This window comes from Bordetella trematum, assembly GCF_900078335.1.
GTDB classification, from domain to species: domain Bacteria; phylum Pseudomonadota; class Gammaproteobacteria; order Burkholderiales; family Burkholderiaceae_B; genus Bordetella; species Bordetella trematum.
In genome coordinates this window covers 110,717-133,650 of sequence record NZ_FKBR01000035.1, presented here as the reverse complement: position 1 = coordinate 133,650, position 22,934 = coordinate 110,717, and the positions used below count along the sequence as shown (strand labels likewise).

Genomic DNA, 22,934 nt, shown 5'->3' with positions numbered 1-22,934 from the left:
GCCCACATCCGGCAGGCCCGCCGCTTGCGGCGGGCCTGCCGGGCGCCACCACGATAACCACACAAGGGGACAAGACATGACAACCATCACCCGCGGCCTGGCCGCCCTGCTTGCCGGCTGCCTGCTGAGCGCGCCCGCGCTGGCGGCCGATCCCTGGCCCAACCGGCCGATCCGGCTGATCGTGCCCTTCCCGCCGGGCGGCACCACCGACGTGCTGGCGCGCACGCTGGCCGAACCGCTGGCCAAGCAGCTGGGCCAGACCGTCGTGGTCGAGAACCGCAACGGCGCGGCCGGCCGCATCGGCAGCGAGTTCGTCATTCGCGCCGACCCGGACGGCTACACCCTGGGCATCGCCACCGTCAGTTCGCACGCCGTCACCCCCGTGGTGTACAGCGGCATCAGCTACGACCCCGTGCGCGACCTCGCGCCGATCACGCGGCTGGCGTCGGTGCCCAATGTGCTGACCATCGGGCCCTCGGTGCCGGCGCAAGATCTCGCCAGCTTCGTGGCGCTGCTCAAGGACAAGCCCAACACCTATACCTACGGTTCGGCCGGCGCCGGTTCGGAGGCCAACATGATGGGCGAACTCTTCAAGCTCAGCACCGGCACGCAGATGATGCACGTGCCGTATCGCGGTTCCAGCCCCGCGCTGCAGGACGCGCTGGGCGGACAGATTGCCGCCGTATTCGACAACCTGCCGTCATCGCTGCCCTTCATCCGCAACGGCGACCTCAAGGCGCTGGCCGTGGCCTATCCCACCCGCCTCGAGGCCCTGCCGGACGTGCCGACCTTCGCCGAGGCCGGCATCCCGGAAGTCAACGACGCCTCGTGGTTCGGCCTGGTCGCGCCGGCGCACACCCCGCCGGAAATCATCGACCGCGTCCAGCAGGCCGTGGCGCAGGTGCTGCAAATGCCGCAGGTGCGTGACAAACTGGCCGGGTTTTCCGCCGTGCCCGTGGGCAATCGACCGGACGTCTTTGCCGCCGAACTGCGGGCCGAAATCGACAAGCAGCGCGCGACCGCGCAACGTGCCGGCATCACGCTGAACTGAAAGGAGCCCCCCCATGCCCGCCTACCGTGTGCTGGTCGGCCAGCTGTTCCAGGAAACCCACGGCTTCACGCCTGTCCTCACCCCGCTGGATGCCTTCGAGATCGAGCGCGGCCAGGCCATGCTGCAGGCCAATGCCGCCGCCGATTCGGTGTTGGGCGGCATCCTGCGCACGCTGCAAGAAGAAGGCTGCGAGGCCGTGCCGACCCTGGCGGCCCGGGCCCGCCCGGGCGGGCGGGTCGAAGACAGTGCCTACGAGGCGCTGCGCGCGCCGCTGCTGGCGCGCGCAGCGCAGGGGGGCTTTGACGCCATCGCGCTATGCCTGCACGGTTGCATGCAGACGGAATCCCTCGACAGCGCCGAGGCCGAACTGCTGACAGCGCTGCGCGCGCTGGTGGGTCCCGGGATGCCCATCGTGGCGGGCTTCGACCTGCACGCCCACGCGATTGCGCCGATGCTCTCGCAACTGGACTTTGCCTCGGCCTACAAAACCAACCCCCATGCCGACGCCGCCGCAACCGGCCAGCGCGTGGCGCAGGAACTGCTGCGCCAATTGCGCGGCGGGCCCCGGCCGCAAGGCTTCTGCGTGCACGTGCCGATGCTCACGCGCGGCAATGACGAAACCGCCCGCGGCCCGCTGGCCCGCCTGCATGCGCAGGCCCGCCAGGCCGTTGAAGCCGACCCCGGCCTGCTCGATGTCTCGATCTTCAACGTCAATCCCTTCATCGATGGCGTCGGCGTGGGGCAGACCGTCCTGGCCTACGGCCTGGGCGAAGCCGCGGACCGCGCCCGCCAGCTGGCGCTGAGTCTGGCCCGCGCGCTCTGGGACGAGCGCGACGCCTTTGTGCATGCCTTGCCCGATGTCGATCAGTTGCTGGCGCGCCATCGCGACAGCGCCTGCCTGACGCTGGGCGACTTTGGCGACCGCGTGCTGGCCGGCGGCCCGGGCGACAGCCTGCACGTACTGGAGCGCGCGCTGGCAGGCAGCCAGCGGCGCATCGCAGCCATCGTCAGCGATCCGCAGGCGCTGGCCGCCTGCCAGCGCGCCGGCCTGCAGGCCGAGCTGACCCTGACCGCGGGCGGCGCCTACAGCCCGGACTGCGCCCCCCTGACCCTCAACGGCCGGGTCAAGGCCCTGGGCGACGGCGTCTTTCGCAACCGCGGCACTTTCATGCGCGGCGCCACGCTGCGCCTGGGCCCGCATGCCGTGCTGAGCCACCCGCGCTTTGACCTGCTCATCACCCAGGACGCCGTCATGTCGCAGGATCCCGGCTGCTATCTGGATGCCGGCATCGATCTGACCGCCTGCCAGCTGATCGTGGCCAAATCCGGCTACCACTTCAAGCTGGCCTTCGACACGCTGGGCGCCTGCGACTGCGCGGAAACGCCCGGCCTGACCGGCTACCCCCCGCAACGCCTGCCGTTCGAGCGCGCCCGCCCGCTCTACCCGCTGGATCAACCCGACTACCACGCCCGCGCCGTCGCGCTGGCGCGGCCATGAATCGGCGCCGGCTTGCGGTATCCTGCCCCGGTTGCCGCCAGCCGGCGGCAGACCAACCTGGTACGGGAGCAAGCCACCATGCCAAGAATCGGTGCGGACCTGCGTGAACTCAGACGGCGACGCGGCCTGGGCATCCGCGAAGTCGCCGCCAGATCCGGCGTCTCGCACGCCTCCATTTCCCTGATCGAACGCGACAAGATCAGCCCGTCGCTGGACACCCTGGCCGCCGTCCTCGACGCGCTGGGCAGCACCATCGTCGGCTTCTTTTCCAACAGCCGCCTGCTGGTGGCGGAGTCTCCGTTCTACGGGCCGGACGAGCTGCCCGAGATCGGCAATGCCAATGCCATCTCCTACCGCATGATCGGCAGCCGCTACGCCAACCGCGCCATGCTGATGATGCGCGAGCACTATGCGCCGGGCGCCGATACCGGCGAACTGTTCAGCCACAACGCCCAGGAGGCCGGTCTGGTCACGCAAGGGGCGGTCGAGGTGACCGTGGGCGACAAGATCCGCGTGCTGCAGGCCGGCGAGGCGTATTACTTCGACAGCCGCGTGCCGCATCGCTTTCGCAATGCCCACGATGGCCCGAGCGAAATCGTCAGCGCCGTCACCCCGCCCACCTACTGAACCCTGGCCGTGACGCTTGCCGTCGGGGCCGTCTCTCCCGTACACTTGTATTAACATCAATACAACATAACAGGAGCGAGACATGAAGATGGCACACTGGCTGGCCGCCGGGACCCTGATGGGCGCAACGGCCCTGACCCCGGCCTGGGGGCAAAGCGATGTGATCAGGCTGGTGGTTGGCGCGCCGCCGGGGGGCACCACGGATACCGTGGCGCGCAGCATCGCCCAACACATGGCCAAGGATCTGCAGCGCACCGTGCTGGTCGAGAACAAGCCCGGCGCCGGCGGCAACATCGCGGCCGACCAGGTCGCCAAGAGCAAGCCCGATGGCAACACGCTGCTGGTGACCTTCACCGGCTTCTCCATCAATGCTTCGCTCTATCGCAAGCTGCCCTTCGATCCGGTGCGCGACTTCACGCCGGTCAGCATGCTGGCCACCGTGCCCAGCGTGCTGGTGGCGCGCAAGGACTTCCCGGCCAATGACATCCCCCAGTTGCTGGAAACGGTCAGGGCGCACCCCGGCAAGTACACCATGGCGCTGGGCGCGGTCGGCTCCTCGTTGCATCTGGCCGGCGAACGCATGAAGATGCTGGCCGACCTGGACATCCTGAACGTTCCCTACAAAGGCACCTCGCCCGCCATCGCCGATCTGCTTGGCGGCCAGGTCGACATGATGATGGCCAGCTCGCTCAACGCCATGCCGCACATCAAGAGCGGCTCGCTCAAGGCCCTGGGCGTGAGCAGCCCCAAGATGCTGCCGCAGTTCCCCGGCGTACTGCCCATCGGCGATACCATCGAAGGTTTCGAATCCAATGCCTGGTTCGCCCTCTTCGGCCCGGCCGGCCTGCCGCCGCAGACGCTGCAGACGCTCAACGCCGCGGCGCGCAAGGCCGTGGCCACGCCCGAGTTCCGCAAGCTGCTGGAAAATGAAGCCGCCAGCGCCGTCAGCAGCAGCCCCGAGGAACTGGGCGAGTTCGTGCGCCAGGATATCGACCGCTACGCCGAAATCGTCAAGCACACCGGCGCCACGGTCGATTGAACCCCCTACCCGGAGTCCCCGTGGCCGATAGCCCGCTACCCCTCTATCACAAGGTCTACCTGTTGCTGAAACAGCGCCTGCAGGCTGGCGGCTTCGCGCCGCTGGCCGCGCTGCCGGGCGAAAACGCCCTGGCTGCCGAATACGGCGTCTCGCGCCTGACGATACGGCGCTCGCTCGAAGCCCTCGAAGCCGAAGGCCTGATCGAGCGTCGCCAGGGGCGCGGCACCTTCGCCGCCGGGCAGGCCGTGCTTTCGGCGCCGCAGCAGAGCACGGATATCGACACTCTTCTGACGCATCTGGCGCGCATGGGCATGCAGACACAGGTCACCCTGCTGGCGCTGGAGACGCTGGCCGCGCCGCCGCAGGTGGCCGCGCAACTGGAACTGCCGGCCGCAGCACAGGTGCAGCGCGCCGTGCGCGTGCGCAGCCACCAGGGTCTGCCCTTCTCTTACCTGACCACCTATGTGCCGCAGGCCATCGCCCGGCGCATCACGCGTGACGATCTGGTCGGCAAGCCGCTGCTGGCGATCTTCCGTGACCTGGGCGTGCAGGTCGCACGCGCCGAACAGTCGATCTCCGCCGTGCTGGCCGAACCGCAGGCGGCCGCCGCGCTGGACGTGCCGGTCGGCTCGGCCCTGCTGAGCCTGCATCGCCTGGTGCGCGACGCCGACGACCATCCGGTGGAGTGGCTGCATGCCCTGTATCGCCCCGACCGCTACGAATACCGCATGGACATGCAGGCCCACGACACGCCCGGCCAGCCGGCCTGGCTGCCGGCCGGCACCGCCTCCCCCTGATTTGACGCGCCCTTCATGACTGCCCAGACCCTCGCCCAGAAACTGCTCGCAGCCGCGGCCGGCCGCGATGCCGTGCATCCCGGCGAGATCGTCACCTGCAAGGTCGATCTCGCCATGTTCCATGATTCCAGCGGCCCGCGCCGCCTGCAGCCCATGCTCCAGGAGCTGGGCACCGGTCTGTGGGACCGTTCAAAAGTGGTCCTGGTGATGGATCACTACGTGCCGGAGGCCGACGACGAGTCACGCCGCATCGTGCGCATCGCGCGCGACTGGGCGCGCGAGCAGCGGCTGCCCCACGTCTACGATTCCGTTGGCATCTGCCACGTGGTGCTGCCCGAGCACGGCCACCTGCGCCCCGGCATGTTCTGCGTCGGCGGCGATTCCCACTCGCCCACGGGCGGGGCCTTCGGCGCCTACATGTTCGGCGTGGGCAGCACCGAGATGCTGGGCGTGGTGACCAGCGGCGAAATCTGGATGCGCGTGCCCGAAACGCTGATGATGTGCTGGCATGGACGCCTGGCGCCCGGCGTGATGGCCAAGGACATGATGCTCTACCTGATCGGCCGCTACGGCATGAATGGCGGTCGCTACCAGGCCGTGGAATTCTGCGGTGAGGCCGTCAGCGCGCTGTCCATGCGCGAGCGCATGACGCTGTCCAATCTCTCGGCCGAGCTGGGTGCGCAGGCCGGCCTGATCGCCCCCGACGCCGTCACCCAGGCCTACCTGCAGGAGGTCGGCGCGCCGGCCGGCGACATCGGCCATTGGCGCTCGGATGCCCAGGCGTCCGCGCAATGGCACGAGTTCGACGCCGGCACGCTCGCCCCGCAGGTCGCCGCGCCGCATAGCCCGGCCAACGCCGCTGCGGTGGACGCCTACCCCGACACGCCGGTACAGATCGCCTATATCGGCGCCTGCACCGGCGCCAAGCTCGACGACCTGCGCGCCGCCGCCGAAGTGCTGCGCGGCCGCCGGATCGCCCCGCAAGTGCGCCTGCTGGTCGCGCCGGCCAGCCAGCGCGAGCAGGCGGCGGCCCAAGCCGAGGGCGTGCTGGACGACCTGCTGGCCGCCGGCGCCAGCCTGCTGCCCACCAGCTGCGGCGCCTGTTCCGGCTATGGCGGCTCGATTCCGGCCGGCGCCACCGTGATCGCCACCACGGCGCGCAACTTCAAGGGCCGCATGGGCTCGGCCGACGCCCAGGTCTACCTGGCCTCCCCCTACACCGTGGCGGCCTCGGCCCTGGCCGGGCGCATCGCCGACCCCCGCAAGGTGCTCTCATGATCGTCCGCCACAAAGCCTGGCGCATCGGCGATGACGTCGACACCGACCAGCTCGCCCCCGGCGCCTATATGAAATTCGGTCTCGACGAAATCGCACGCCATTGCCTGGAGGGCGTCAGGCCGGACTTTGCCGCGGGCGTGCAGCCCGGCGACGTGCTGGTGGCCGGACGCAACTTCGGCATCGGCTCTTCGCGTGAGCAGGCCGCCGCCGCCCTGGTCCACCTGGGCCTGAAGGCGGTGATCGCCCCCAGCTACAGCGGTCTGTACTTTCGCAATGCCTTCAATCTCGGCCTGCTGCTGTTGACCTGTCCGCGCGCCGGAGAGATCGAGGATGGCGAAGCCGTCGGCATCGACCTGCCCGGCCAGCGCGTGCTGCGCGCCGACGGCAGCGCCCTGGACTGCGAACCTCTGCCCGATTTCCTGCTCGACATGGTGCAGGCCGGCGGGCTGCTGATGCAGCTCAAGCGCCGGCTCGCCGACGGCAGCCTCCCCCGCCACCCCCTTGACGCCGCCCCATGCCCGACACCCTGAAGCACCGCCTGCAAGCCGGCCAGACCGTACTCGCCCCGGGCGTCTACGACGCGCTCTCGGCCCTGATCGCCGAGCAGGCCGGCTTCGATGCGCTCTATCTTTCCGGCGCCTCGATCGCCTATACCCGGCTGGGGCGCTCCGACGTCGGCCTGACCACCTACAGCGAGGTCGAGTCGGTGCTGGCGCGCATCACCGAGCGGGTGCGCTGCCCGGTGATCGTCGACGCCGACACCGGGTTCGGCAACGCCCTGAACGTGCAGCGCACCGTGCGCGGCCTGGAACGCGCCGGCGCCGCCATGATCCAGCTCGAAGACCAGGACTTCCCCAAGCGCTGCGGCCACCTGGCCGGCAAATCGCTGGTGTCCGTTCAGGAGATGTGCGGCAAGCTGCGCGCCGCGCTGGACGCGCGCGAACAGGCCGATACCCTGATCCTGGCGCGCACCGACGCGGTCGCCGTGGAAGGGCTGGAGGCGGCCTTCGAGCGCGCCGAGCGCTATCTCGAATGCGGCGTGGATGCCCTGTTCATCGAGGCGCTGCGCTCGCCGGCCCAGATGGATGCCGCCTGCAGCCGCTTCGCCCGGCGCACGCCCCTGCTGGCCAACATGGTCGAAGGCGGCCAGACACCAGTCGAAAGCGCCCAGGCCCTGGCCAAGCGCGGTTTCCAGCTTGTGATCTTTCCCGGCGGCACCGCGCGCGCCGTGGCCCATACCCTGCAGGCCTACTATGGCAATCTGCAACGTCAGGGCAGCACCGCCGCCTGGCGCGAGCACATGCTGGACTTCGATCAGCTCAATGCCGTGATCGGCACGCCCGAACTGCTGGCCCGGGCCGAACGCTACCGCTGAGGGCCGCCGGCGCCACGCGGCAGACGGTGCCAGAACACCGCAGCGGCCGCCAGGCCCAGGCCGCCCATAGCTGCCACGCCGGCGGCCAGCGACACCAGCGCCGTCAGGCCCGAGAGCAATACCGGGCCGAAACTGCTGCCCAGATCCGCCATGAAACGCCAGAGCCCGAGAAACTCGGTGCGCCCATGCGCGGGCGCAGCATCCGCGCCCAGCGTCATCACGATGCCGGAGCTGATGCCATTGCCCAGGCCCAGCAGCATCGCCACGATGACGAAGCTGGCCGTGCCGCCCGACAGCGCAATCCCGATGAGCGCCAGGCCCATCAGCAGCGACGACGGCAGCGCCACCGCGCGGCGGCCACGCCGGTCCATCAGGACGCCGGCGGGATAGAACACCGACATGTCCACCGCCGCCACCAGGCCGTAGATCAGCGAGGTCGCAGCCGCATCGATACCCAGGTGATCGGCCCACAGGGGGATGACCACCTGGCGCGAGGCGCGCACCGCGCTCACCAGCAGGATGCCCAGGCCGAGGGTCAGGTAGACCTGGCGATGGGCGCGGAAAATCTCGGGAATGCGCGGGCGCGCCCGCGGCGCCTCGCCCTCGACGGGCGGCGCCTTCATGTCGGGCGCCAGTGCGGCGATCACACCAGCCCCCAGCACCGCCGCCAGGGCGACCCAGTACGCCCCCTGGAGGTCCATCAGATGAATCAGGGCCGCGCCGGCGAACGGCCCCGCGAACACGCCGATCCGCATGGTGCCGGCCAGCGTGGACAGCGCCCGGGCACGCATGCCCACCGGCACCGCGTCGATCATGTAGCCCTGGCGCGCCAGCAGAAATACCGACGACGCCACTCCCACCATGAAGACGCCCGCGCCCAGCATCCAGATCGAACTGGCGAAAATGCACAACAGCATGGCCAGGGCGCTGAACAAGGCCGCCGCCACCATGGAGCGGCGCTCGCCGTGGCGCGCGGTGAACAGCGCCGCCGGAATATTGCTCACGAGCGAACCGATGCCCACCAGCGCCACGATCAGGCCGGAGGCCGCCATCGAGGCGCCCAGCTCGCGCGCGCTCAGGGCGATCACCGGCAGGATGGCGCCATTGCTCACCCCGTAGAGCAGAGAGGGTCCGAAGGCGGGAACGGCAATATCGCGCAGGCGAAAGGAAGTGGCGGGGTCGGGCACGATGGGCGGAGCGGAACAGCGGAAAATGCCCGCAAGCGGGCGAATGGCCCCGCAAACGCGGGCACGGCCCCTATTCTAGCCAGCGGGCCCTGACAGCGCCCTGGAAGGCCGGGCACAGGCCAAAAACGCCTTTTGCCAGCCAGCCCGGGCAAGGCCAGTTAAAATGGCGGGTTTTCCACGCAGGCGGGCGGCGCACCCAACGCGCCCCAACTTCCAACCTCTATGCTCACCTTTCAGCAAATCATCCTCACGCTTCAGGACTACTGGGACAAACAAGGTTGCGCGCTGCTGCAACCCTATGACATGGAAGTGGGCGCCGGCACCTCGCATACGGCGACGTTCCTGCGCGCCATCGGCCCGGAGCCGTGGCGCGCCGCCTATGTCCAGCCGTCGCGCCGTCCCAAGGACGGGCGCTATGGCGAAAACCCCAACCGCCTGCAGCACTACTACCAGTACCAGGTGGTGCTCAAGCCGGCGCCGCCCGAAATCCTGGACCTGTACATCGGCTCGCTCAAGGCGCTGGGCATCGACCCCACCCAGCACGACATCCGCTTCGTCGAAGACGACTGGGAAAACCCCACGCTGGGCGCCTGGGGCCTGGGCTGGGAAGTCTGGCTCAACGGCATGGAAGTGACCCAGTTCACCTACTTCCAGCAAGTCGGCGGCCTGGACTGCACGCCGGCCACGGGCGAGATCACCTACGGCCTGGAGCGCCTGGCGATGTACCTGCAGGACGTCGAAAGCGTCTATGACCTGGTCTGGACCGAAGGCGCCAATGGCCGCCGCGTGCTGTACCGCGACGTGTTCCACCAGAACGAGGTGGAGCAATCCACCTACAACTTCGAGCATGCCTCGGCCGACATGCTGTTCGCGCACTTCAACGACTATGAAGCCGAGGCCAAGCGCCTGATGGACGTGCCGCTGGCCCTGCCGGCCTACGAGGCCGCCCTGAAAGCCGCCCACACCTTCAACATGCTGGATGCCCGGGGCGCCATCAGCGTCACCGAGCGCGCCGCCTACATCGGCCGCATCCGCAACCTGTCGCGCGCCGTTGCGCAGGCCTACTACGACTCCCGTGAACGATTGGGCTTTCCCATGCTGGGCGGCAACGCCGCTGCCGGGGAGGCTGCCTGACATGACCACCACTATCCATCCCCTGCTGGTTGAACTGCTGACCGAAGAACTGCCGCCCAAGGCGCTGAACCGGCTCGGCCAGGCTTTCGCCGAAGGCGTGCGCGCCAACCTGGAACGCCAGGGCCTGTTGGCCGAGGACTGCCAGAGCACGGCCTACGCGACCCCGCGCCGCCTGGCGGTGCGCCTGTCGGCGGTGCGCGCCCAGGCGCCCGACCAGCCCTTCACCGAGAAGCTCATGCCGGCCAAGATCGGCCTGACCGAAAACGGCCAGGCCACCCCGGCGCTGCTCAAGAAGCTGGCGGCCAAGGGCCTGGAGCACCTCGACCCGGCCACGCTGGAACGCGAGTCCGACGGCAAGCAGGATTACCTGATCGCCCGCGGCACCGCCACCGGCGCGCAGCTGGCCGAGGGCCTGCAGGATGCGCTCGAGAAAGCCATCGACGGCCTGCCCATCCCCAAGGTCATGCGCTACCAGCTGGCCGACGGCCAGACCTCGGTCAAGTTCGTGCGCCCGGCCCATCGGCTGGTGGCGCTGTTCGGCGCCGACATCGTGCCGGTGAGCGCGCTCGGCCTGAGCGCCGGACGCAATACCCTGGGCCACCGTTTCATGAGCGAAGGCGAACTGGTCATCCCCCAGGCCGATGCCTATGAAGCCATTCTGGCCGAATCCGGCCACGTGATCGCCTCCTTCGAGGCGCGCCGCGCCGAGATCGAACGCCAGCTGCAGGCCGAGGCCAACCGCCTGTCGGCCACGCTGGGCGACGACCCGGAAGTCACCGCGCTGCTCGATGAAGTCACCGCCCTGGTCGAGCACCCCACCGTCTACGTGGGCCAGTTCGAGGAAACCTTCCTGCAAGTGCCGCAGGAATGCCTGATCCTCACCATGCGCCTGAACCAGAAGTACTTCCCGCTGTTCGACCCGGCCACCGGCAAGCTCACGCATCGCTTCCTGATCGTGAGCAACATGCATACCGGCAACCCGGCCAACATCATCGAAGGCAACCAGCGCGTCGTGCGTCCGCGCCTGGCCGATGCGCAGTTCTTCTTCGAGACCGACCGCAAGGTGCCGCTGGCCGCCCGCGTCGAGCAACTGGGCAGCATCGTCTATCACAACAAACTGGGCACCCAGCTCGAACGCGTCGAGCGCGTGCGCGCGATCGCGCGCGGCGTGGCCGAGGCGCTGGGCGCGAACGTGTCGTCCTGCGACCGTGCCGCCCTGCTGGCCAAGGCCGACCTCGGTTCGAACATGGTGGGCGAGTTCCCCGAACTGCAAGGCATCATGGGCGCCTACTATGCCGCCGGCGACGGCGAGCCGGCCGATGTGGTCGAGGCCCTGCGCAGCCAGTACCGCAACCGCTGCGACCGCCCGGTGCAGCCTGAAACCCTGACCGCCGCCGTGCTGTTCCTGGCCGAGCGCGCCGAAACCCTGCTGGGCATCTGGGCCATCGGCCTGGCGCCCACCGGCGAGCGCGACCCCTTCGGACTGCGCCGCGCGGCGCTGGGCGTGATCAGCGCCTTCGAACAGCTGGCCGCCGGCGGCTGGCTCAAGATCAGCGCCGACGGCCCGCTGTCGCTCGACGGTCTGCTGCAACTGGCCGAGGCCAGCTTCCCGGCCGGCAAGGTGCCCACCGACACGCGCGCCGAGGTCCGCGCCTTCATCTATGAGCGCTATCGCAACCAGCTGATCGTCGAACACGACCGCCACGCCGTGGACGCCGTCATCGCGCTGGCCCCGCCGCTGCACCAGGTGGCCGAGCGCGTGCGCGCGGTCACCGCCTTTGGCCAGTTGCCCGAGGCCGAAAGCCTGGCTGCGGCCAACAAGCGCATCGGCAACCTGCTCAAGAAGGCCGAGGGCGACATCGGCGACATCGACGCCGCGCTGCTGGCCGAGCCGGCCGAGCAGGCGCTGGCGGCCGCCATCGACGCCCTGCGCCCGCAGGCCGAGGCCTGCCTGGCGGCGGGCGATTTCGCCGGCAACCTGCGCACCCTCGCCCAGGCCCGCTCGGCGGTCGACGCCTTCTTCGCCGACGTCATGGTGATGGCCGACGATGCCCGCGTGCGCGCCAACCGGCTGGCCCTGCTGAGCCAGCTGCACGGCCTGATGAACCAGGTCGCCGACATCTCCAGGCTGGCACAGTGAAGCTCATCATCCTGGACCGCGACGGGGTCATCAATCGCGACAGCGATGCCTTCGTGAAATCACCCGAAGAATGGGTGGCGCTGCCAGGCAGCCTGGAGGCCATCGCGCGCCTGAGCCAGTCGGGCTGGACGGTGGCCATCGCCACCAACCAGTCGGGCCTGGCGCGCGGGCTGTTCGACATGAATACCCTGAACGCCATCCACGCCAAGCTGCACCGCGAGGTGGCGGCGCTGGGCGGCGACGTCGACGCCATCTTCCTGTGCCCGCACGGCCCGGACGATGGCTGCGTCTGCCGCAAGCCCTTGCCCGGCATGATGCACGACATCGCACGCCGCTATGACATCAGCCTGGCCGGCGTGCCGGCCGTGGGCGATTCGCTGCGTGACCTGCAGGCCAGCGCCCAGGCCGGCTGCACGCCCTGGCTGGTACTCACCGGCAATGGCGAAAAAACCCGCGCCAGGGGCGGCCTGCCCGCCAATACCCGCATCTGCGCCGACCTGGCCGAGATGGTCGATCTTCTTCTGCAGGACGAATAACGCATGGCCTGGCTCCGTTCCGTGCTCTACCAGCTGTTTCTGATCATCACGGTCATCCCCTACGCCTTTGCCTGCCTGATCTGGGCGCCGCTGCCGCTGCGCCTGCGCTATCGCCTGACTGTCGGCTGGCCACGGCTGGCCATCTGGGGCGCCAGGGTGTTCTGCGGCATACGCTGGCAGGTCAAGGGCTGGAACAACCTGCCCGACGGCCCCATCGTGCTGCTGTCCAAGCACCAGTCGGCCTGGGAAACGCTGTTCTTCCCGGCCCACATGCCGCGGCCGGTGTGCTTCGTCTACAAGAAATCGCTTCACTGGGTGCCTTTCTTCGGCTGGGGCCTGGCGCTGTTGCGCATGATCCCGATCGACCGCGCCAAGGGCCGCGACGCCTTCGACCAGGTGGTGCGCGGCGGCCAGGCCTGCCTGGACGACGGCCGCTGGCCGCTGCTGTTCCCGGAAGGCACGCGCGTGCCTCCCGGCCAGACGGGCCGCTTCAAGATGGGCGGCGCGCTGCTGGCGGTGCGTACCGGCGCGGCCGTGGTGCCGGTGGCCTTGAACGCCGGCGAATGCTGGCCGCGCAATGCCTTCGTGAAGCGGCCAGGCATGGTCACGGTCTCCTTCGGCCCGGCCATCCCCTCCGAGGGCCTGACGGCCGACCAGCTCAACGCCAAGGTGCAGGCCTGGATCGACGCCGAGATGCGGCAACTGAATCCCGAAAGGTATGACCAGCACTGATCAGCTGGAGCTGCTGTTCAGCCCCGCAAGCCCTGCCGCGCCGCCCGCTGTCACGGGCATCGCCAGCACCGGCATCGCCACGCCGCGGCCGGCAACGCTGCCGGCCGGCGCGCGCTGGCGCGAGGTACAGACCGAACAGCAGAGCATCGGCTTCGTGCTGCAACGTTCGCGCCGGCGCAGCATCGGCTTCGTGGTGGCCGATGACGGCCTGCGGGTCACCGCCCCGGCCTGGGCCACCCTGACCCAGATCGACGACGCAGTACGCGAAAAGTCACGCTGGATCCTCGCCAAGCTGCGCGACTGGCAGCAACGCCGCGAACAGCTGGCCATGTCCCAGACCCGCTGGCAGGCCGGCGGCGAGCTGCCCTACCTGGGCCGGCGCATCGTCATCGGGCTGGCCGCCGATGGCCGGCAGGCCCAGCTGGACGGCGACGCAGACCAGCCCGCCGACGGCGCCACGCTCTGGCTGCCCTTGCCGGCCACGGCCGACAGCGCCCGCATCCGCGACGCCGCCCAGGCCTGGCTCCAGCAACGCGCCGGGGTGCTGTTCGGCCAGCGGCTGGCGCACTTCCTGGCGCGCACCGGCCTGAGCATCAAGCGCTGGCGCCTGTCATCGGCCGCCACGCGCTGGGGCTCCTGCACCAGCGACGGCAACATCATGCTCAACTGGCGCCTGATCCACTTCAGCCACGACATCATCGACTACGTCATCGCCCACGAACTGGCCCATCTGCGCGAGATGAACCACAGCCAGGACTTCTGGGCCGAAGTCGGCAACATCCTGCCCGGCTTCGAAGCCGCCAAGCAACGCCTCAAGCGCCACGACCCGGCGCTGCTGCCCAAGTTCTGATCCCCTGCCGCCGAGCGACGGGCCGGCCCGCTCTGCCCGCCGCGTTTGTTACGATGTGGGGCTAGGCCAGGATTCAGAAGATCCTGGCGTATCTCGCTAAGGAATCCAAATGCGTCTCCTCCACACCATGCTGCGCGTCGGCGATCTCCAGAAGTCGCTGGACTTCTACACCAAGGTCCTGGGCATGCGCCTGCTGCGCCAGAAAGACTATCCGGAAGGCCGTTTCACGCTGGCCTTCGTGGGCTATCAGGACGAAATCGACGGCGCCGCCATCGAACTGACCCACAACTGGGATACCGACAGCTACGAGCTGGGCACCGGTTACGGCCACATCGCCATCGAAGTCGACAACGCCTACGAGGCCTGTGACAAGATCAAGGCGCTGGGCGGCAAGGTCACGCGCGAAGCCGGCCCCATGAAGCACAGCACCACCGTGATCGCCTTCGTGGAAGATCCGGACGGCTACAAGATCGAACTGATCCAGAACAAGAACCGCGTCGACTGATCCCGGCCATGATCCATCCCATCCTGAAAATGGGAGATCCCCGCCTGCTGCGCGTGGCTGCTGAAGTCCGCGACTTCGGCAGCCACGCGCTGCGCGCACTGATCGAGGACATGTTCGAGACCATGGCCCACGCCAACGGCGTAGGCCTGGCCGCTCCCCAGATCGGCGTGGACCTGCAGCTGGTGATCTTCGGCTTCGAGCGCAACCCGCGCTACCCGGACGCGCCCGCGGTGCCGCAGACCGTGCTGTGCAACCCGGTCATCACCCCGCTGTCCGACGAAATGGAAGACGGCTGGGAAGGCTGTCTGTCGGTGCCGGGCCTGCGCGGGCTGGTGCCCCGCTACCGCCATATCCGCTACCAGGGCACGGACCCTGACGGCCAGATCATCGACCGCGAAGCCGAGGGCTTCCATGCGCGGGTGGTGCAGCACGAGTGCGACCATCTGATCGGCCGCCTCTATCCTTCGCGCATCCGCGACTTCAGTCAGTTCGGCTACACCGAGGTGCTGTTCCCGGAGCTCGATCCCAATCAGGACGATTGATCCTGCCAGGCAGCCGGCCGGGGCTGTCCGGTCAGGTCTTCGGGCGCGAAATCGTCGACCTCGATGACCTCGGCCACGGCGGCCTCCGCCGCCGCCAGATCGGCCGCCTGCGCCTCGCTCAGCACGCCTGCCTGCCGCGCCAGACGCCAATCCCTGACGCCCTCGCGACGCAGCCGCTCCAGCAGGTCGCCCAGCGCGCTGACGCGCGCAAACGCATCCTCCAGGCGGCCGATGGCATCGTCGCCGCCCCCGCGTTTGAGATCGGCCGTCAGCCGGTCGCGCGTGGCCGATGGTTGCAGCAGCAATTGCGCGCACTCGCGCGTGAGCGCATCGCCTGGCCCGCGCGCCAGGCGCATCGGCAACACCACCACGCGCAGGGCGATGGCGACCGGCCGGTTGGGCAGGTTGGACAGCACCAGGTCCATGGCCTGCTCGATGCGCAGGCAGCCTTCTTCCATGCCCCAGGCAACCAGGGGCAGGTCGGCATGGCAGCGCCCTTCGTCTTCCCAGCGCTTGAGCAGGGCCGACAGCAGATACAGCTCCGAGAGCACATCGCCCAACCGCGCCGAGAGCATCTCGCGACGCTTGAGCGAGCCGCCCAGCATCGCCAGCGCCGCGTCGGCCAGCAACGCGAAACCTGCCGCGTAACGCGACAGACGGCGGTAATGCCGGCTCACCGCGCCGGCTGGCGGGGCGGGAGCCAGCCTCCCGCCCGTCCAGGCCCGGCCCCAGGCGCGCAACAGCGTCAGGCCGCCATGGCGCAGGTGCTGCCAGAACGCCTGTTCGAAATCGGCCCGCCCGCGCGCCTCGTCGTGTTCGCCCAGCGCCGTGACTTCACGCATCAGGTAGGGGTGGGCGCGGATGGCGCCCTGCCCGAACACGATCAGGCAGCGGGTCAGGATGTTGGCGCCCTCGACGGTGATGGCAATCGGAAGCGCCCGATACAGCGCTCCCAGGTAGTTGCGCGGCCCGTCGATCACCGCCTTGCCGCCATGCACATCCATGGCGTCATTGACCGACACGCGCAGGCGCTCGGTGGCGTGGTATTTCATAATGGCCGAGGCCACCGCCGGCTTGTGCCCCTGGTTGAGGGCCGCGCAGGTCAGGCGACGCGCGGCCTCCACCAGATAGGCATGGCCCGCCAGCCTGGCCAGCTTCTCCTGCACCCCCTCGAAGCGCCCCACCGGGATACCGAACTGCTGGCGCACGCGCGCATACATGCCGGTGGTGTGCGCGCTCATGACGGCGCCAGCCGCCGACAGCGACGGCAGCGAAATGCCGCGTCCGGAGGCCAGCGCGCTCATCAGCATCTGCCAACCCTGGCCGGCGCGCGCCGGCCCGCCGATCAGGGCCTCGATGGGCACGAAGACGTCGCGTCCGCAGGTCGGGCCGTTCTGGAACATCTGCATGGACGGCACGTGGCGCCGGCCGATTTCCACTCCAGGCGCATCGGTGGGCACCAGCGCCACCGAAATGCCGATATCTTCCTCGCCACCCAGCAGCCCATCGGGGTCGCGCAGCTTGAAAGCCAGGCCCAGCACCGTGGCAACCGGCCCCAGGGTGATATAGCGTTTACGCCAGTTCAGGCGGATGCCCAGGCGCTCTTCGCCCTCGACCACCTGACGGCACACGATCCCCGCATCGGTCATGGAGGCGGCATCCGAGCCTGCCTCGGGGCTGGTCAGGCCGAAGCAGGGGATTTCACGTCCGTCGGCCAGGCGCGGCAGCCAGAAGTCGCGCTGCGCGGGCGTGCCGAACTGCAGCAGCAGTTCGCCCGGCCCCAGAGAATTGGGCACCATGACCGTCACGCCGGCCGTGATGGAATAGGCCGACAGGCGGCGCACCACTTCGGAATGCGCAAAGGGAGAAAACCCCAGGCCGCCATATTCGGTCGGGATGATCATGCCGAAAAAGCGCTCGCGGCGCATGAGCGCCCACACCTCGGCCGGCAGATCACGGCGCTTCCACTCGATGTCCCACTCATCCAGCAGCCCGCACAGCTGCGCCAGCGGCCCGTCGATGAAGTCCTGTTCGGCCGGGGTCAGCGCGGCGGCCGGCACGGCCATCAGCTTGTTCCAGTCGGGGTTGCCGGTGAAAAGGTCGCCCTCCCACCAGACGTCACCGGCCTCGATGGCTTCGCGCTCGGTGGCCGACAGGCCGGGCAAGGCCGCCCGCGCCCAGCGATAGGCGGGCCCGGCGATCCGTTTACGGCGCCATGCGGCGAAGGCGGACTTGAAACTCATGGTGGCCCCCTGCGGTGCAAATCGTGCTGCACCAAGTTACCAGTTTGATGCCCCCCGCACAAACCTGCGCGGGGGGTCTCTGCGACAATATGCCTTCCCTGCCCTGCCCTTGCTTACGATCGATGCTGAACAAACTCTGGCTGGCCTTTTTCGTGATCGCTGCCGCCGCCGGCCTGGTGCGCTGGCTGGGCATGGGCGAACCCGACGTGTTCCGCCTGCTGGTCGCCAGCCTGTTCGACATGGCGCGCATCTCGGTCGAGATCATGGTGCTGCTGTTCGGCACCCTGACGCTGTGGCTGGGCTTTCTGCGCATCGCCGAGGCGGCCGGTCTGGTCGATCTGCTGGCGCGCCTGCTGGGCCCGCTGTTCGCGCGCCTGATGCCCGGCGTGCCGCGCAACCACCCGGCCATCGGCCTGATCACACTGAACTTCGCCGCCAATGGCCTGGGCCTGGACAATGCCGCCACTCCGATCGGCCTGCGCGCCATGCGCGAGCTGCAAAGCCTGAACCCCGATCCCGGCACCGCCACCAATGCGCAGATCCTGTTCCTGGTGCTCAACGCCTCGTCGCTGACGCTGCTGCCGGTGACGCTCTTCATGTTCCGGGCCCAGCAGGGCGCAGCCGACCCGACGCTGATCTTCCTGCCGATTCTGCTGGCCACCTGCGCCTCGACGCTGGCCGGCCTGCTGGCCGTGGCCCTGTGCCAGCGCCTGAGGCTGTGGGATCCGGTGGTGCTGGCATGGCTGGGCGGCGCCGCGCTCGTCATGGGCAGCTTCATGGCGCTGCTGGCAGGCATGTCGGCCAGCGCCATCGGCGCGCTCTCCTCGCTGATGGGCAACCTGACGCTGTTCGCCGTGCTGGTGGCCTTTCTGGTGATCGGCGCCATGCGCAAGGTGCCGGTCTACGAGCAGTTCATCGCCGGCGCCAAAGAGGGCTTCAATATCGCGCGCGACCTGCTGCCCTACCTGGTGGCCATGCTGTGCGCAGTGGGCGTGCTGCGCGCCTCCGGCGCGCTCGATTTCCTGCTCGACGGCATACGCTGGCTGGCCGCCGGCGCCGGCTGGGACACCCGCTTCGTGGACGCGCTGCCCACCGCCCTGGTCAAGCCTTTTTCCGGCAGCGCCGCGCGCGCCATGATGCTGGAAACCATGACCCACTTCGGCGTGGACAGCTTTCCGGCCCTGCTGTCTGCCGTCATGCAGGGCAGCACCGAAACCACCTTCTACGTGCTGGCGGTGTACTTCGGTTCGGTCGGCATCCTGCGCGCCCGCCACGCGGTCGGCTGCGCACTGGCCGCCGACCTGGCCGGCGTGCTGGCCGCCATCGGCGTGTGCTACTGGTTTTTCGGCTGAGCCCGGGGCCGCCCGCCCCGGCCCGCCTCAATTCACGCGCAGGATCTTCATCCCGTTGGTGCCGCCGCTGTCGCGGTGGAAATCCCCCTTGGTCAGAATCACCCAGTCTCCCGAGACCACGCGCCCACGTTGCTTGAGTTCATCGATGGCGGCATCGCTGAGGGTGGCCGCATCGTAGTTCTCGGCATGGAAGGGCACGGTATAGACGCCGCGAAACAGCGCCGCCCGATGCTGGGTGCCCGGATAGGGGCTGTAGCAATAAATCGGCACGCCCGAGCGGATGCGCGACATGATGAGCGGCGTGTTGCCGCTCTCGGTCAGCGCGATGATGGCCTTGACGCCGGGAAAATGGTTGGCCGCGTACATGGCCGCCAGGGCAATCGTCTCGTCGCAACGCGCAAAAGTCTCGCCCAGCCGGTGATGCGATTGCGTGCTGGTCGGATGCTTCTCGGCGCCCAGGCAGATGCGCGCCATGGCCTGCACCGCCTGCACCGGAAACTGCCCGGATGCGCTTTCTCCCGACAGCATCACCGCATCGGTGTAATCCAGCACCGCATTGGCCACATCGGAGACTTCGGCGCGCGTGGGCAGCGGGCTGCTGATCATGGACTCCATCATCTGGGTGGCCGTGATCACCAGCTTGTTGAGCGTGCGGGCATGCTGAATGATGCGCTTCTGAATGCCGACCAGCTCTGCGTCGCCGACCTCCACGCCCAGATCGCCGCGTGCGACCATCACGCCATCGCTGGCGCGGATCAGCGCATCGAGCGCCTCGTCATCGGCCACGGCCTCGGCACGCTCGATCTTGGCGATCAGCCAGGCATCGCTGCCGGCGCCGCGCACCAGCTCCCGCGCCGCCTCGATGTCGCTGCCGTAGCGCGGGAAGGACACCGCCACGTAATCCAGCGCCAGCTCGGCAGCCAGGCGGATATCGGCGCGATCCTTGTCGGTCAGGCTGGGCGCGGAAATGCCGCCGCCCCGGCGGTTGATGCCCTTGTTGTTGGACAGCGCGCCGCCCACCGTCACGATGGTATGCACGGCATCGTCATCGGCGCGCTCGACCTGCAGCACGATGCGCCCGTCATCGAGCAACAGTTCGTCGCCCGGCTTGCAGTCGCGCACCAGATCGGGATAGTCGATGCCCACGATGGTGTCGTCACCGGCATCGCGCGGATGCTGGCGAGACAGCGTGAACGCCTGGCCCTCGCGCAACTGGACCTGGGTGTCGGCAAAGCGCGCAATGCGGATCTTGGGCCCTTGCAGATCGCCCATGATGGCTACGAAGCGACCGCGCTCGGCAGCCAGGCGACGGATCAGCGCGGTGCGAGCGCGGTGATCCTCGGCGCTGCCATGCGAAAAATTCAGGCGGGCCACATCCATGCCGGCATCGATCAGCGCGCCGATCATCTCCGGACTGCTGCTGGCGGGCCCCAGGGTGGCAACGATCTTGGTGCGACGCATCTTGGTCATGAACATCTCCAGGCTATGACGGCGGGCAAGCGCCAATGGTACGCCGTCGCGGTGCACGCGGGTATCATGGCCGCTTGCCGCCCCACAGGAATGCGCACCGTGAAGATCGTCATCGCTCCGGATTCATTCAAGGAAAGCCTCAGCGCCCCCGATGCCGCGCGCGCCATCGAACGCGGCGTCAGGCAGGCCTGGCCTGCCGCGCACACGCTGCGGGTGCCGATGGCCGATGGCGGCGAAGGCACCGTCCAGGCCGTGCTGGCCGCCAGCGGCGGGCAGGCGCGGCAAGTCCGCGTGCGCAACGCCCTGGGCCGCCCGGTCGTGGCCGAATGGGGCGCCCTGCCCGACGGCACCGCCGTCATCGAGATGGCCGCCGCCGCGGGCCTGGAAGCCATTCCGCCCGCCGAACGCGATCCGCTGGTCGCCGACACCCATGGCGTGGGCGAACTCATACGGGCAGCGCTGGATGCTGGCGCCACGCGCCTGATCCTGGGGCTGGGCGGCTCGGCCACCATCGATGGCGGCGCCGGCATGCTGCGCGCCCTCGGCGCCCGTCTGCTGGACGCCCGGGGCCAGGATCTGCCGCCCGGCGGCGCCGCCCTGGCCGACCTGGCGCAACTCGATCTCGACGGGCTCGACCCCCGCCTGGCCGGCCTGGACATACAGGTCGCCTGCGACGTCGACAACCCGCTGTGCGGCGCGCAGGGCGCCGCCCGCATCTTCGGGCCCCAGAAAGGCGCGAGCGCGACGCAGATCCCCCGGCTGGACGCCGCCCTGGCGCGGCTGGCCGACATCACCGAAGCCCGGCTCGGCCAGCGCCATCGCGATACGCCCGGCGCCGGCGCGGCCGGCGGGCTGGGTTTTGCCGCCCACGCCGTGCTGGGCGCGAACTTCCGCCCCGGCGCCGAACTGATCGCCGAACTGGGAGGCCTGGCCCAGGCCCTGGAAGGCGCCACCCTGGCCATCACCGGCGAAGGCCGCCTGGATGCCCAGACGCTGCGCGGCAAGACCCCTGCCGGGGTTGCCCGCCTGGCGCAGCAGGCCGGCGTGCCGGTCGTGGCCCTGGCCGGCGCGCTGGGAGACGGCTACGAAGCGCTGTACGACATCGGCATCCATGCCGCCTTCAGCCTGGTGCCCGGGCCGCACGCTCTCGAAGATGCCCTGGCGAATGCCGATCGCTATCTGGCCGAGCGCGCGCGCGACATCACCCAGCTCTGGCTGGCAGCCGCGCGCCGACGACTCTGATTTCCGTCCACGACAACACTCTGGAGACCCGCATGAACCCTTTGCCCAGCACCACGCTCGCCGTCGACCCGGCCTGGATCGATGCCTACGGCCACATGAACGCCGCGCATTATGTGGGCGTATTCGACGGTGTGGGCTTCAAGCTGCTGCACGAAATCGGCGTGGGCCTGGACTACACCGAGACCACACGCTGCGGTATCTACACGATGAACATCCAGGTGGCCTATCTGCGCGAGGTGCTGGCCGGCGATCCGCTCATGCTGCAACTGCGGGTGCTCGAAGCCGATGACAAGCGTCTGCTGTGCCTGATGGAACTCTGGCAGACGCGCGACAACTATCTCGCCGCCACGATGGAACAGCTCTCGCTGCACGTCGATCTGAACACGCGTCGCGCCACGCCCTTCCCGGCGGAACTGGCTGCCCGCCTGGCCGCCACGGCCCTGGCGCACGCGCAGGCGCCGCTGCCTGCTGGCTACCGCCGCATCCTGCCGCTCAAGCCGCCGCGCTGAGCGCGCCGCGGCCCGGGGCGCGACTCAGGCCGCGATGACGCCTGCGTCCAGCAGGGCGTCGGTCAATTTGATGAAGGCCGGCACACCGACCTCTTCGGCCCGGGCCGTCGGGGCAATGCCCACCGCCTCCCAGGGGACGTGGGCCGCCCAGTCGCCCAGGCCGCGCCGCAACATCTTGCGGCGCTGCGCAAACGCGCGCGCCACCACGGCCTCGAAGGCCGCCTCGCTGCGCGGTTGCGGGCGCTCAGGGCCCAAAGGCACCATGCGCACCACCGCCGACACCACACGCGGCGGCGGATCGAAGGCCTCGGGCGGCACATCGAACAGCTTGGCCATGCGATAACGCGATTGCAGCATGACCGACAGTCGACCGTAGTCGGCCGTGCCGGGCTCGGCCACCATGCGATCGATGACCTCGCGCTGCAGCATGAAGTGCTGATCGCGCACCAGGTCGGCAGCGGCCATCAGATGAAACAGCAGCGGGCTGGAGATGTTGTACGGCAGATTGCCCACCACCCGCATGCCGGCCCCGAACTGGCGGAAATCCACCGTCAGGGCATCGGCCTCGACTACCGTCAGGCGCTCGGGCGGATACTTGCGGCGCAGCCGCGCGGCGAGGTCCCGGTCGATCTCGACCACGGACAGCCGGTCCAGGTGCTCAAGCAGCGGCGCGGTAAGGGCCGACAGCCCCGGCCCGATCTCGACGACGGCGTCATCGCGCGCCGGCGCGATGGCGCGCACGATGCCCTCGACAACGCTGTCGTCGGTGAGGAAGTGTTGGCCGAAGCGCTTGCGCGCCTGGTGTTGCGACATGAGAGGGTCCGTAT

The 22,934-nt window shown here is 69.2% G+C and carries 22 protein-coding genes; 18 read left to right on the top strand and 4 right to left on the bottom strand.

What is annotated here, in order from left to right; genetic code table 11:
* Positions 1-76 precede the first annotated feature (76 nt).
* The 8 genes from A7V84_RS15350 (at position 77) to A7V84_RS15315 (ending at position 7,665) form a co-directional block, all read left to right on the top strand.
* Positions 77-1,051 carry a Bug family tripartite tricarboxylate transporter substrate binding protein gene (locus A7V84_RS15350; protein WP_033535316.1) on the top strand — a complete coding sequence of 325 codons (975 nt, stop codon included), beginning with the start codon at positions 77-79 and terminating at the stop codon, positions 1,049-1,051.
* 13 nt (positions 1,052-1,064) lie between these two features.
* Entirely contained in the window at positions 1,065-2,549 is a 1,485-nt protein-coding gene (locus A7V84_RS15345; RefSeq protein ID WP_063940014.1) for a M81 family metallopeptidase, read from the top strand.
* Positions 2,550-2,627: 78 nt separating this feature from the next.
* Entirely contained in the window at positions 2,628-3,176 is a 549-nt protein-coding gene (locus tag A7V84_RS15340; RefSeq protein ID WP_025517037.1) for a cupin domain-containing protein, read from the top strand.
* 82 nt (positions 3,177-3,258) lie between these two features.
* Positions 3,259-4,215 (top strand): Bug family tripartite tricarboxylate transporter substrate binding protein, encoded by a 957-nt coding sequence (locus A7V84_RS15335; RefSeq protein WP_025517038.1) that lies wholly within the window; start codon positions 3,259-3,261, stop codon positions 4,213-4,215.
* A gap of 20 nt (positions 4,216-4,235) precedes the next feature.
* Positions 4,236-5,012, top strand: coding sequence for a GntR family transcriptional regulator (locus A7V84_RS15330; RefSeq protein WP_033535319.1), 777 nt, complete (start codon positions 4,236-4,238; stop codon positions 5,010-5,012).
* A gap of 15 nt (positions 5,013-5,027) precedes the next feature.
* Positions 5,028-6,290 (top strand): 3-isopropylmalate dehydratase large subunit, encoded by a 1,263-nt coding sequence (locus tag A7V84_RS15325; RefSeq protein WP_025517042.1) that lies wholly within the window; start codon positions 5,028-5,030, stop codon positions 6,288-6,290.
* Entirely contained in the window at positions 6,287-6,820 is a 534-nt protein-coding gene (locus A7V84_RS15320) for a LeuD/DmdB family oxidoreductase small subunit (RefSeq protein ID WP_025517044.1), read from the top strand. Before A7V84_RS15325 ends, A7V84_RS15320 begins: the two co-directional genes overlap by 4 nt.
* Positions 6,805-7,665 (top strand): isocitrate lyase/PEP mutase family protein, encoded by an 861-nt coding sequence (locus tag A7V84_RS15315; protein WP_025517046.1) that lies wholly within the window; start codon positions 6,805-6,807, stop codon positions 7,663-7,665. The genes A7V84_RS15320 and A7V84_RS15315 overlap by 16 nt, the downstream gene beginning before the upstream one ends.
* On the opposite strand, the gene A7V84_RS15310 is transcribed toward A7V84_RS15315, so the two are convergent.
* Positions 7,656-8,852, bottom strand: coding sequence for an MFS transporter (locus A7V84_RS15310; RefSeq protein WP_025517048.1), 1,197 nt, complete (start codon positions 8,850-8,852; stop codon positions 7,656-7,658). The two genes, A7V84_RS15315 and A7V84_RS15310, sit on opposite strands and share 10 nt — an antisense overlap.
* A 222-nt stretch (positions 8,853-9,074) precedes the next feature.
* Here A7V84_RS15310 and glyQ point away from each other — a divergent pair, with 222 nt between their 5' ends.
* The 7 genes from glyQ to def all read left to right on the top strand — a co-directional run bounded on the left by glyQ (position 9,075) and on the right by def (position 15,291).
* Positions 9,075-9,986: a glycine--tRNA ligase subunit alpha gene (gene glyQ, locus A7V84_RS15305; RefSeq protein ID WP_025517049.1), complete on the top strand. Its 912-nt coding sequence runs from the start codon at positions 9,075-9,077 to the stop codon at positions 9,984-9,986.
* Between the two features lies 1 nt (position 9,987).
* Positions 9,988-12,126 carry a glycine--tRNA ligase subunit beta gene (gene glyS / locus A7V84_RS15300; RefSeq protein ID WP_063491503.1) on the top strand — a complete coding sequence of 713 codons (2,139 nt, stop codon included), beginning with the start codon at positions 9,988-9,990 and terminating at the stop codon, positions 12,124-12,126.
* Positions 12,123-12,662 (top strand): D-glycero-beta-D-manno-heptose 1,7-bisphosphate 7-phosphatase, encoded by a 540-nt coding sequence (gmhB, locus tag A7V84_RS15295; protein WP_033535322.1) that lies wholly within the window; start codon positions 12,123-12,125, stop codon positions 12,660-12,662. The genes glyS and gmhB overlap by 4 nt, the downstream gene beginning before the upstream one ends.
* Positions 12,663-12,665: 3 nt before the next feature.
* Entirely contained in the window at positions 12,666-13,394 is a 729-nt protein-coding gene (locus tag A7V84_RS15290) for a lysophospholipid acyltransferase family protein (RefSeq protein WP_063491504.1), read from the top strand.
* Positions 13,381-14,244 (top strand): M48 family metallopeptidase, encoded by an 864-nt coding sequence (locus A7V84_RS15285; protein ID WP_025517057.1) that lies wholly within the window; start codon positions 13,381-13,383, stop codon positions 14,242-14,244. Before A7V84_RS15290 ends, A7V84_RS15285 begins: the two co-directional genes overlap by 14 nt.
* A gap of 109 nt (positions 14,245-14,353) precedes the next feature.
* Positions 14,354-14,749, top strand: a complete 396-nt coding sequence (gloA, locus tag A7V84_RS15280; RefSeq protein WP_025517059.1) for a lactoylglutathione lyase — start codon at positions 14,354-14,356, stop codon at positions 14,747-14,749.
* Positions 14,750-14,757: 8 nt separating this feature from the next.
* Positions 14,758-15,291 carry a peptide deformylase gene (gene def / locus A7V84_RS15275; protein WP_063491505.1) on the top strand — a complete coding sequence of 178 codons (534 nt, stop codon included), beginning with the start codon at positions 14,758-14,760 and terminating at the stop codon, positions 15,289-15,291.
* Here def and A7V84_RS15270 read toward each other — a convergent pair.
* Positions 15,279-17,534, bottom strand: a complete 2,256-nt coding sequence (locus A7V84_RS15270) for an acyl-CoA dehydrogenase (protein WP_082832924.1) — start codon at positions 17,532-17,534, stop codon at positions 15,279-15,281. The two genes, def and A7V84_RS15270, sit on opposite strands and share 13 nt — an antisense overlap.
* Positions 17,535-17,656: 122 nt before the next feature.
* On the opposite strand from A7V84_RS15270, the gene A7V84_RS15265 reads away from it, so the two are divergent.
* On the top strand, positions 17,657-18,886 hold the full coding sequence (locus A7V84_RS15265; protein ID WP_025517064.1) for a nucleoside recognition domain-containing protein: 1,230 nt from the start codon (positions 17,657-17,659) through the stop codon (positions 18,884-18,886).
* Positions 18,887-18,913: 27 nt separating this feature from the next.
* On the opposite strand, the gene pyk is transcribed toward A7V84_RS15265, so the two are convergent.
* Entirely contained in the window at positions 18,914-20,356 is a 1,443-nt protein-coding gene (gene pyk / locus A7V84_RS15260; RefSeq protein ID WP_025517065.1) for a pyruvate kinase, read from the bottom strand.
* A 99-nt stretch (positions 20,357-20,455) separates the two neighbouring features.
* Here pyk and A7V84_RS15255 point away from each other — a divergent pair, with 99 nt between their 5' ends.
* Both A7V84_RS15255 and A7V84_RS15250 read left to right on the top strand, forming a co-directional pair.
* Positions 20,456-21,598, top strand: a complete 1,143-nt coding sequence (locus A7V84_RS15255) for a glycerate kinase (RefSeq protein ID WP_025517067.1) — start codon at positions 20,456-20,458, stop codon at positions 21,596-21,598.
* Between the two features lie 32 nt (positions 21,599-21,630).
* Positions 21,631-22,107: a thioesterase family protein gene (locus A7V84_RS15250; RefSeq protein WP_025517068.1), complete on the top strand. Its 477-nt coding sequence runs from the start codon at positions 21,631-21,633 to the stop codon at positions 22,105-22,107.
* A 24-nt stretch (positions 22,108-22,131) separates the two neighbouring features.
* Here A7V84_RS15250 and rsmA read toward each other — a convergent pair whose 3' ends face one another.
* The gene (gene rsmA, locus A7V84_RS15245; RefSeq protein WP_033535323.1) at positions 22,132-22,920 is read right to left on the bottom strand and encodes a 16S rRNA (adenine(1518)-N(6)/adenine(1519)-N(6))-dimethyltransferase RsmA; all 789 of its coding nucleotides are present in this window, start codon (positions 22,918-22,920) and stop codon (positions 22,132-22,134) included.
* Positions 22,921-22,934: the final 14 nt, after the last annotated feature.